Origin of the sequence: Aquipuribacter hungaricus, from assembly GCF_037860755.1 — a bacterium.
Lineage (GTDB): Bacteria > Actinomycetota > Actinomycetes > Actinomycetales > JBBAYJ01 > Aquipuribacter > Aquipuribacter hungaricus.
Genome location: NZ_JBBEOI010000003.1, coordinates 18822 through 29053, shown reverse-complemented (window position 1 = coordinate 29053; position 10232 = coordinate 18822). Strand labels below are relative to the sequence as shown.

Genomic DNA, 10232 nt, shown 5'->3' with positions numbered 1-10232 from the left:
GGGCCTGACGCAACCTCCTCGTCCGTCGGTTCTCGACGACTTGGGGGACGTGCCCTGACCTGCGACAACGCCCGTCCCCCCGCCCCGTCCCCCCGACGTCCCTCTCGCCCGTGAGCGGGTCGGGGGGACGAACCCGGTGACGTCCGCTCGGCACCTTCTCGCCACATCAACGTGGCGAGAGGAGCCCCATGAGCGTCGCCGAACACCTGGGTCTAGACGACCCGGAGACCAGCGAGCTGATCCGCCAAGCGCAGCGGCGGTGGCCGGCCTGGGCGCGCCAGGACGCACGCCTGGCCGTGGTGACGGGCCCGCTGCAGGTGCCGGAGTGGACGCTGGCCGCGGACCGGGCCGACGCCGATGGCGTCCTGCACGCCCTGGCGTGCCTGGCGGCCGTCGACGGCGGGGACGACCCGGCCGCGGCCGCGACGTTGTGCTGGTCCCTGCTGCCCGCCGCGGTGTCCGTGGCGCACGAGCTCCGCGGGGTGACCGGCTCCCTCGACGAGGCTGTTGCCGCCCAGCTGTGGCTGGAGATCCGGACCTTCCCGTGGCAGCGGCTGCGCAAAGTCGCCGCCAACATCCGCGCGAACACCCGCACCGGGGTGCTCCGCCAGTGCGACGACCGCTCCCTCGGCCGACCCGGCGACCGCACCTGGTCCCTGACCCAACCGGTCGACCCCACCGCCGCGTTCTGGTCCGCTCTGGACGACCCCACCGCCTCTGAGCCGGGGCCAGCCGCCGCGGAGGAGGTCGTAGACGTCCTGCGGTGGGCGTGCAGCAACGACGTCATCAGCAGCCAGGACCGCGACCTGCTCCTGAGCCTGATGGAGGCTGCGTCCGCGCGGTCCTTGGGCCGCCGCCACCGCGGCGGCGGGGGCCTGCTGGCCAACGCCCTGAGCGAGGAGGTGGCCCGCAACTGGGGTGTCTCACCGGTGACCGTGCGCCGCCGCACCCGACGCAGCGTCCAGGCCCTCGCGCGGGCCTGCCGTGACGGCCGCTACAGCGACGCCGCATGAGCACCGACCGCACCGGCCCCACCGACCGCACCCAGGCTCGCGCCGGTCGTTCTAGCGGCTCCGCTGGTCGCGGCACCACTGGGGGTCCTGACGGTGACCGCCGGGCCCGCCCGCGTGCCCTGAGGGCGGTGGAGGTGGTCGAGATGCATGAGCAAGACGACGAGCAGGCCACGGCGGAGGTCGCGCGGCTGTTCGAGATCGTCGGACGTGAGGCCGAGGCGATCGGCCAGCTCGACGGGTGCGTGACCCTGCTGCGTGAGGTGCAGCAGGCGAAGGCCGCCCTCGGGTGCCTCAGCCCCGCCCAGCTGCGCGCCGGGCTGCAGCTTCGCCAGTCGCTCCTGCGCGCGGACACAGCATGAGCGCCACGACCACCACCAGGACCACCACGGCCCTCCCTTCCCGGGACGGTGCCGGCGCCGAGCCGCGCCCACGGCCCGCGGTGTCGGTGCCGGAGCTCCGGCGCGCCTGGGCCGCGGTCCAGGCCGGCGCCTTCCGCGCAGGTGGCGCCTCTAATTCCGACCCAGCCCAGACGAGCGCGGCCGGCTCGACCGGCACCTGGTCGAAGACAGCCGGGGAGCGGGTGCTGCCGGTCCTTGGCTGCTCTGGAGCGTGCGGGGCGTCCACCGTGGCCGTCGCGGTCGCGACCGCCGCCCTGAACGCCGCTGCGACCGCGCCGGTGGGACCGGTCCGGGTTGTCGAGTGCAGCCCGCCCGCCGCCTCCGGGGTGGCCGCCGCCAGCACCTCCGAACTCGGGTGGGACCCGTCGGGCTGGGTGCGGGGGCAGCGGGGAGACCTGCTGCTCGAGCGCGTCGCCGAGGACGTCGACGCCGCCGACCAGGTCCCCACCCCCGCGGTACTTCCCGTCAGTGCGTCCCCGGCGTCCCTGGCCACGGTCGAGGGTGCCGGCGCGCTGAGCGTCCTGGACGTCGGCTGGGGCTTGCAGCACGTCCTGGCCCGGCCCTCCTGGCTGCAGGACGAGGTGCTGATGGCAGAGCACGCCGTCCTGGTCACCACGGCGACCGTGCCCGGGCTACGGCGCCTGGAGGTGCAGCTGGACCTGCTCTCCGGCGTCGGGTGCACCGTCCATGCCGCCGTCATCGGGCCTCGCCGGCGCCGCTGGTCCCGCGCCGTTGCGCACGGCCTCGGACCGCACACCCGAGCCCTGGACGACGACGGCCGCCTCGTCGAGGTCCCGCACGACCGTGAGCTGGCCGTCCTCGGGCTCAGCCCCGCCCCGCTCCCGCCGGCCCTGCTGCAGGCGGCCGCCCGGCTGCTAGCCCCCACCACCACACGAGGAGTCACGCCATGACCCGCCACCTGCCCACCCTCACCGACCTCGCCACCGGCTCGACCGACTCGGCGGCCACCCAGCTGCTCGCGGCGGTCTGCCCCGTCGCCCCGGGCAACGCCCAGCAGTACATCGACGAGATCATGGGCTACGTCCTGTGGGGCGTCCTGATCATGTTCAGCGTCGGGGTCATCATCGGCATCGGCGCCATCGTCGCGGGCCGCATCTTCTCCATGCCCCACGCCAGCAAGGCTGGCGTGGTCAGCATCGTCGTCATGTTCGCCGCGGGGATCGGCTACCTGGTCCTGCCCGGCATGGTGGACGGGTTCATGGGTGACGGTTGCGTCGCCGCGACCCTGCCCGGGCTCGGTGGCCCGCTCGCATGAGCCGCTTCGCCGGAACCGCGACCCGTCCGGGTGGGGGTGAGGCCTGGAGCCGGCAGCGGCTGCTCGGTGTCCTCGCCGCGGTCGTGGTCACCGCCCTCCTGCTGGTCTTCGGGCTTGTCCAGGCCATCTACCTGACCGTGGTCGGTGACCTGGCGGCGGCCGAACCGGCGGCCGAGGCCAACGGCCAGGTCGAGGACGCCCAGACGCGCCGGAACCGGATCGCGGCGGCACCGATGCTCGAGGTGACCCCGGGTGATGCTCAGCCGGCCGTGCCCGCTGCAACTTCCGCCCCGGTCCTGGTCGTCCCACCGGCCACCACCGCCGGCCCGGCCGGTGTCCCCTCGGGGTTCCCGCGGACGCCCGAGGGGGCGGTCGCTCAGCTGGCCGCTATCGAATCCTCCGTGTTCCAGGCGATGTCCATCCCGTTGACCGTGCAGATCCACGAGCAGTGGACCCTGCCCGCCACCGGTACCGACCGGCCAGATACGCCGGCGGGGGAGGGGGATGCCGCAGGGGTGGCGGGGTGGGAGATCACCCAGCACGTCCAGTCCTTCCTCGGCACCGCGCAGATGGGGCCAGAGAAGGACCTCACCACGACCGTCACCGTCACCCCGGCCGCTGCCCAGGTCAAGGGCGTCGACGGGCAGGACTGGGTGCTGGCGTGCGTGCTGCTGGAGGTCCGCGCCGTCATCGTCACCGAAGCGCGTCTGGGGTTTGGGCACTGCGAGCGGATGCAGTGGCAGGACGGTCGATGGCTCATCGGTCCCGGCGAGCCACCCGCCCGAGCACCGTCCACCTGGCCTGGCAGCCAACTCAGCCTCGACGCCGGCTGGCGCACCTGGGTGGAGGCGGACTCCGAGACCACCGGCAGCACCACCACCGGCAACACGACCACCGGCAACACGACCACCGGCAACACGACCGCCACCACCACCGGTGACACCACGAGGGACAGCAGCGGTGCGGCGACATCCCCCGGCCCGGACGGGCCGTGGCGACAGGACACGACCGAGGGGAACGGCTCAGATGCCTGAGGAGTGGTTCGACCCGTTCGGGGTCCTTGCCGGCACGGCCGGGAAGATCGTCACCGACGCGTGGACGGTCGCGATGCTGGCGATCTGGAACGCCGGTCTGTGGGTCCTGCGGATGGTGCTCTACCTGATGGACGCCTTCATCACCCCCGACCTGCGGGCGGATGGGCCCGGCTCGGAGCTGTACCGGACGACCTTCTGGCTGGCAGGCGCTCTGGTGCTGCTCATGGGCATGCTCCAGCTGGGCGTGACCGCCGCCCGCCGCGACGGGAAGAGCCTGGCCCGCGTGGGCATCGGCTTCGCCCAGTTCGCCGTGGTCTGGGGCGGCTGGCTGACGTACATCGTGGCCCTGGTCGCCGCCTGCGGCGGTCTCACCCGCGGCCTGATGCAGGCCCTGCTCAACGTGACGTCGTGGTCGGCGTGGAAGCCGTTCGAGGACATCGCCCTGCAAGACGTCGCCGACGGGACCGTCGCGACCGTCCTCGGCCTGATGGGTCTGCTCCTGTGGCTGGCCGCACTCGGTCACCTGCTGGTGATGCTGACCCGGGCCGGCGCGCTCATGGTTCTGGCAGCGACCACCCCGATCGCCGCAGCCGGCCTGCTGTCCGACGCGGGGCGGGACTGGTTCTGGAAGAGCCTGCGCTGGACGCACGCCGCCGCCCTGAGCCCCGTCCTCATGGTCCTGGTACTCGGTGCAGGCGTGCAGGCCACCACCGGCGTCGCCAACGGCCTGGCGGACGGGACCCTGGCCGCGATCGGCACCGCCATCCCGGGGGTGTTGCTCATCCTGATCGCCTGCTTCTCACCGCTGGCGCTGTTCAAGCTCCTCGCCTTCGTCGACCCGGGCACCTCCTCCGGTGCGGCGCTGCGCCGAGGGCTTGCCGCGTCGGGGGGCGTGCAGGGCCTGCTGGGCGGCGGCTCCGCCGGCAGCGCCGGCGCCGGTGCCGGCAGCGGCGCATCGGCACAGGCCTCGGACGGCGCGCGGTCCTCCGGGGAGTCCGCGGGGGAGGAGGCGACCAGCGCCCGCTTCGGGCAGGCCGAGCGCGGCTGGCTGAGCAGCACCGGGGGAGCACTGGGAGCCGCGGCAGCCGCCGGGCTGGGCCTGATGCAGCGAGCCGGGACCGCCGGCGCCGCGGTCGGGGCCGACGCCGCCAGCCAGATGGGTGTCGGCAGCTCCAACTACTTCCCCGACCCCGGGGAGCGACCGCGCACCGCAGCCGGCAGCGCCGGCACCGGGGCCGACCGTGGCCCCAGCAGCTCAGGCCCCCAAGCAAGCGACCCGAGCCGCCCGCCGGACAGCAGCGGCCCCACCGGCCCGACCGGGTCCGGCGCAGCAACCCCCGCTGCAGGCCCCTCAGCCGGCGGGCCGTCACCGGCCGCGCCGCCCCCACAGCCGGCCCCGCTCCCCGGCGGGACTGGACCCGCAGGAGCAGGCAGCACCGCCGGCAGTCCCGCCGCCGGTGCCGGTGCCGGTGCCGGTGCGGGGGCGGGTGCTGCGGCCGGTGCCTGGGGCGCGGCGGCGGTGCCCATCGTCCCCGTCTGAGGACCATCCGGGCGGCCGCCCGGCGCTCCGCCGCCACACCCACTGATCCACCTCGAGAGGACTTGTCATGGCGCTGGTGTTCGACGACTACTCACGGGACCGCATCGGCTGGTTCTTCGGCCTGAACGGCTGGCAGCTGGGAACCCTGGTAGCGACCAGCCTGCCCGTGTTCTTCGCAGTCCGCTCGGGCTCCTGGCTCGCCGCGGCAGCCCTGAGCGGTGCCTGGCTGCTGGTGCTGCTGGTGACGGTGGTGCCGGTGCGCGGCCGCCCCGCGACCGGGTGGCTGATGGCCTCGTTGTCCTACCTGCTGGGCACCGTGGCCGGCTGGACCCAGTTCAGGTCCCGCGCCGCCATGGGCCGGGCCAGCTCCATGGACGCCCCCGACTTGCCGGGTGCGCTGCACGGCATCGAGGTCCACGACGGCCCGCCGCGCGGGGCGTCGTTGTCCCGTGTCGCGATCGTCCAGGACCACGCGGCTCGCACGTGGGCGGTCACCGCCGCCGTCGTCCACCCCGGCCTCGGGTTCGTCGACGCGGAGGAACGGGCTCACCAGGCCGTCGGGCTGGGCGGCCTGCTCGACCTGGCCTCCCACACCGAACTCATCGACGAGGTCCTCTTCACCGTCCGCACCGTTCCCGACGACGGCGCCGAGCGTGATCTGTGGATGCAACGGCACCGCCGGGCCGACGGACCCCTGCTGGCCAGGGCCGTGAACGACGACCTTCGCGAGGCACTGACCCAGGCCTCCGTCCGGACGGAGTCCTGGGCGACGATCGTGGTCCCCGAGACCCGCATGACCCGCGCGGCCAGGCAGTGCGGACGAGGGCTGGACGGTCGAGCCAGGGTCCTGTACGGGCTGATGGGCGAGGTCGAGGCCCAGCTACGCGGCGGGATGGCCATGACCGAGGTCACCTGGCTCACCTCTCCCCAGCTCGCCCTCGCCTGCCGCACGGGCTTCGCTCCCGGCGACCGGGCCGGCGTCGTCGCAGCTCTGGCCGACCGGGACCAGGCCGACTCCACCCGAGCGGCCGTCGGCGGTGCCGATCCCGGAGCTGCGGGCGCCGGCGATGGCGTCGGGGACGTGAGCGCCCCCCCGCGCATCGCGGCCGATGTGCCGTGGGCGCTGGCCGGCCCGGCCGGCGCCGAGGCGACGAGCCGTCACTACACCCACGACGCGTGGAGCTCCGTCAGCGCGACGATCAAGCTGCCCGACAGTGGGGCCGTCATGGGCGCCCTGGCGCCGGTGCTGACGCCGTCGGAGCCGGGAGAGCGGCGCAGCTTCGTGGTCGCCTACCCGATCCTGCGGCAGTCGACCGCGGACCGGCAGAGCGCCACCAGGGAGTGGTCGGCGGATCTCGGGGAGGAGCTGCGCGCCAAGGCCGGGGTGAAGATGCGCGCTCGGCAGCGGACCGAGGCCCTGCGCGCTCGGGGCCTGGACGGCAAGCTCGCCCGCGGGCACTCCATGACCCGCCCCTACGCGGTGTGCACCGTCACGGTGCCGAGCACCGCCCGCGTGGAGGAGTTCGGTCGACGCCTCGACGCTTCGGTCCGACGGGCCGGCTTCGCCCCGCTGCGCCTGGACCTGTCCCAGGACCTCGGCTTCGCCGCATCCGCCGTGCCGCTCGGCGTCAGCCTCAGCCGCCGCGGTGACGCGTGAGCGCCGTCCTCGGCCGTGCCACCGGCCGTGCCACCGGGCAGGCCACGGGACAGGCCAGGAGCCGCGGCGGGGGCCGTGACGTGGGTCGGCTGCTCGCCGACTTCGGGCACGACCTGCCCGTCGCGCCCACGCCGACCGCCGTGGAGAAGGAGGCCCGGCTGTTCCGCTACGCCGGGCGGCGTGGCGCTCGGCGGGCCGGTCGCGGGTGGGCACCGGCGACGGCGCCGGTGTCGACGTGGCGGATGACCAGCGACCAGGCGCCGGTGCTGTGGCCGTTCATCGCCACCCCCGGCCTGCCCCCGACGGGGGCCTGGATGGGCATCGACCAGCTCAGCGGCGGCAGCTTCTACGTCGACCCGTTCGGCTGGGTGGTCCGCGACGACATCCAGGTCACCAACCCCAACATCTTCTGCTTCGGCAACCCCGGCGTCGGCAAGAGCGCCACGGTCAAGGCCATGGTCCTGCGGCTGCTGGACTTCGGGTACCGGGCCCTCATCCTCGGCGACGTCAAGGACGAGTACGAGAAGCTCTGCCACGCGGTCGGGGTGGAGCCCTTCACTATCGGTCCGGGGCTGCCCGCCCGTGTCAACCCTCTGGCCTTCGGCCCGTTGGGGCAGGGCTGGGCCGAGCTGGACGCCGTGGAGGCGCAGCGACGGTCCTCGCTGATCTTCGGTCGCTGGCTCACCCTGGTCCGGGGCCTGGTCGGCAGCCAGCGCATCGGGGACAGCCTGGTGCCGTTCGGGCCCAGCGACGAGGTCGTGGTCACCGCCGCCCTGCAGGAGCTCACCGGTTACGCCGCCGGCGGCTCGCAGCTGGTGGAGGTCACCATCCCCCAGCTGTGGCACCTGCTCGACAACCCCACCGACCGGCTGATCACGCAATGCCGGTACGCCTCGGAGAGGCAGTTCCTCGACGAGACCCGGCTGCTTCGCGACGCCCTGGGCCAGCTCGTCACCGGCGCCCTGGCCGGTCTGTTCGACGACCACACCAGCATCAACGTCGACTGGCGCGCCCCGATCCAGTCCCTGAGCCTGTCCCGGCTGGAACCCCTCGGCGACGAGGCCGTCGGCATCGCCCTGCTGTGCCTGAACTCCTGGGGTCGGGCGATGCGGGAGACCGCCGCGCCCGGTGACCTGCGCCTGGTCGTCCGCGACGAGTCATGGCGCCAGCTCCGGCTGGGCCCGGACGCGGTGAAGAGCTTCGACGCCGACCTCCGGCTGTCCCGGCGCGGGGACCTGCAGATCGCCGTCGCGCACAAGCCCGGCGACCTGCTGTCCGCCGGCGCCGCCGGGTCCCAGGCCGCCGTCATCGCCAAGGAGATGCTGCACCTGGCCGACATCAAGATCCTCCACGGCCAGGACGCCGCCGTCGGCGACGACCTCGAGCGGCTCCTCGCCCTCGGCCCGATCGCCCGCAACCTCGTCACCGGCTGGGCCCGCCACGGCAAGGGCCGCGCCGTGTGGGGGGTCGGGGAGCAGCTGTACAAGGTCCAGACCGTCCTGCACCCCCTGGAGAAGCAGCTGACGTTCACCAACGACGCCATCCAGGGCGCGGGCTGAGGACCGGGACGAGGGAGATGGCCATGGTCAAGCTCACCATCGCCGCGATCCTGGCGAGCCTCATCGGTGGCCCGCTGCTGGCGGCCCTGGTCCTCACCACGGTCACCGCCCCCGCCGTCGGCGTCCACCTGGCCACCGTCGCCTGCAACGGGCCGGGGAGCACCCCCGCCGGCGGCGGCCCCGCCGGTGGTGCCGGGCAGTGGCAGGCCCCGTTCGAGCAGGCCTACACGGTGTCCAAGCGCGGGTTCGGCCGGCAGTTCCACCCCATCCACCTCGAGTGGCGCACCCACACCGGGCAGGACCTGGTCTCCCTGCCCGGCCCAGGCCCCGTCGTCGCCGCGTCCGCGGGGACGATCACCCGCGCCAGGAACGCCGGCGCGTACGGCAACGTCGTCGACATCGACCACGGCGGTGGCCTCAGCACCCGATACGCCCACTTGGCCAGCATCACCGTCACCGTCGGCACCCAGGTCAGCACCGGGCAGCGGCTCGGCGTGGAGGGCTCCACCGGCACCAGCACCGGCAACCACCTGCACTTCGAGGTCCTCCGCAACGGCACCGCGATCGACCCGGTCGCCTTCATGCGCGAGCACGGCGCCCCCCTGGACGGGAGCGCCCCGCCCCCCCAGGTCCCCCCCAGCAACACCCTCGCCGCCGGTCTCGTCCCCCCGGGCACCGAGACGCCCCCCGCCGCTGCGGGGGACGCGGGGGAGGGGGGTGTCGGCTTCGGGCTGCCCCCGGCGGGCCAGCCACGCAAGGCGTCCCTGGTCAACGCACCCGTCCCAGTCCCCGCCGACGTCGAGGCCCTCTACCGGGCCGCCGCCGACCGCTACCAGATCCCGTGGACCGTGCTCGCCGGCATCGGCATGGCCGAGACCGCCCACGGCCGGCTCACCGCCAACTCGTCGGCCGGGGCCCAAGGGCTGATGCAGTTCATGCCGGCGACCTGGACGGCGATGGGCGTGGACGGCGACCAGGACGGCCGAGCCGACATCACCAACGACGCCGACAGCGTGCACTCCGCCGCGCACTACCTCACCGTGTCCGGGCTCACCGAGGGCCCAGACGGCGTCCGAGCGGCCCTGTTCGCCTACAACCGGGCCGACTGGTACGTCAACGACGTCTTGTCCTACGCGCACGCCTACGGCGGCGGGACCGTGCTCGGCGACCTCACCGACTGCGGGCCAGGCACCACCAACCCCGCCGCGCTCGGCAACCCCCTCCTGCCCCCGATCGACGACGAGCGGGTGGTCGCCATGCTCACCTGGGCCCAGGCGCAGGTCGGTGAGCCGTACGTCTTCGGCGCCGGCGGCCCCGACGCCTGGGACTGCTCCTCCTTCACCCAGACCGCCCTGGCTCAGATCGGGATCAGCGCCCCCCGCACCGCCGCCGCTCAGCGGGACTGGCTCGCCGCCGGAAACGGACACCGGGTGCAGCTGGGGCAGGAACGCCCGGGCGACCTCGTCTTCTGGGACTCCTACCTCGGACCCGACCGCATCGGGCACGTCATGCTCGTCCTCGACCCCGCCACCCGCAGCACCATCGAAGCCCGCGACCGCCGCAGCGGCACCGGCACCTTCAGCTACGCCGACGGACCCGAGCGCAACCGGTTCGAGATCTGGCGCGTCGGCAACCTCTCCGACGGCGCCACCCTCGCCCGCACCTGACCGACCGGCGCCGGCCCAGCCCCCCGGCCTACCGCCACCGGGCACCGCCCGGCGATGACCGCCGGGCCGGCCCTGCTGACTTGTGGGG

The 10232-nt window shown here is 74.2% G+C and carries 9 protein-coding genes; all 9 read left to right on the top strand.

The window, feature by feature from the left end:
* Nucleotides 1-188 precede the first annotated feature (188 nt).
* The 9 genes from WCS02_RS01585 (at nt 189) to WCS02_RS01545 (ending at nt 10144) form a co-directional block, all read left to right on the top strand.
* Complete coding sequence (locus WCS02_RS01585; RefSeq protein WP_340288727.1) at nt 189-1013, top strand: hypothetical protein; 825 nt, start codon at nt 189-191, stop codon at nt 1011-1013.
* A 128-nt stretch (nt 1014-1141) separates the two neighbouring features.
* The gene (locus WCS02_RS01580; RefSeq protein WP_340288725.1) at nt 1142-1372 is read left to right on the top strand and encodes a hypothetical protein; all 231 of its coding nucleotides are present in this window, start codon (nt 1142-1144) and stop codon (nt 1370-1372) included.
* Entirely contained in the window at nt 1369-2322 is a 954-nt protein-coding gene (locus tag WCS02_RS01575; RefSeq protein WP_340288722.1) for a hypothetical protein, read from the top strand. Before WCS02_RS01580 ends, WCS02_RS01575 begins: the two co-directional genes overlap by 4 nt.
* Complete coding sequence (locus WCS02_RS01570; protein ID WP_340288719.1) at nt 2319-2687, top strand: hypothetical protein; 369 nt, start codon at nt 2319-2321, stop codon at nt 2685-2687. Before WCS02_RS01575 ends, WCS02_RS01570 begins: the two co-directional genes overlap by 4 nt.
* Nucleotides 2684-3721, top strand: a complete 1038-nt coding sequence (locus WCS02_RS01565; protein ID WP_340288716.1) for a hypothetical protein — start codon at nt 2684-2686, stop codon at nt 3719-3721. Before WCS02_RS01570 ends, WCS02_RS01565 begins: the two co-directional genes overlap by 4 nt.
* Nucleotides 3714-5261, top strand: a complete 1548-nt coding sequence (locus tag WCS02_RS01560) for a TrbL/VirB6 family protein (protein ID WP_340288713.1) — start codon at nt 3714-3716, stop codon at nt 5259-5261. Before WCS02_RS01565 ends, WCS02_RS01560 begins: the two co-directional genes overlap by 8 nt.
* A 67-nt stretch (nt 5262-5328) precedes the next feature.
* The gene (locus WCS02_RS01555; protein ID WP_340288710.1) at nt 5329-6918 is read left to right on the top strand and encodes an SCO6880 family protein; all 1590 of its coding nucleotides are present in this window, start codon (nt 5329-5331) and stop codon (nt 6916-6918) included.
* Complete coding sequence (locus WCS02_RS01550) at nt 6915-8477, top strand: TraG/VirB4 family ATPase (RefSeq protein ID WP_340288707.1); 1563 nt, start codon at nt 6915-6917, stop codon at nt 8475-8477. The genes WCS02_RS01555 and WCS02_RS01550 overlap by 4 nt, the downstream gene beginning before the upstream one ends.
* A 17-nt stretch (nt 8478-8494) precedes the next feature.
* Nucleotides 8495-10144: a peptidoglycan DD-metalloendopeptidase family protein gene (locus WCS02_RS01545; protein ID WP_340288704.1), complete on the top strand. Its 1650-nt coding sequence runs from the start codon at nt 8495-8497 to the stop codon at nt 10142-10144.
* The last annotated feature ends 88 nt before the right edge of the window (nt 10145-10232 follow it).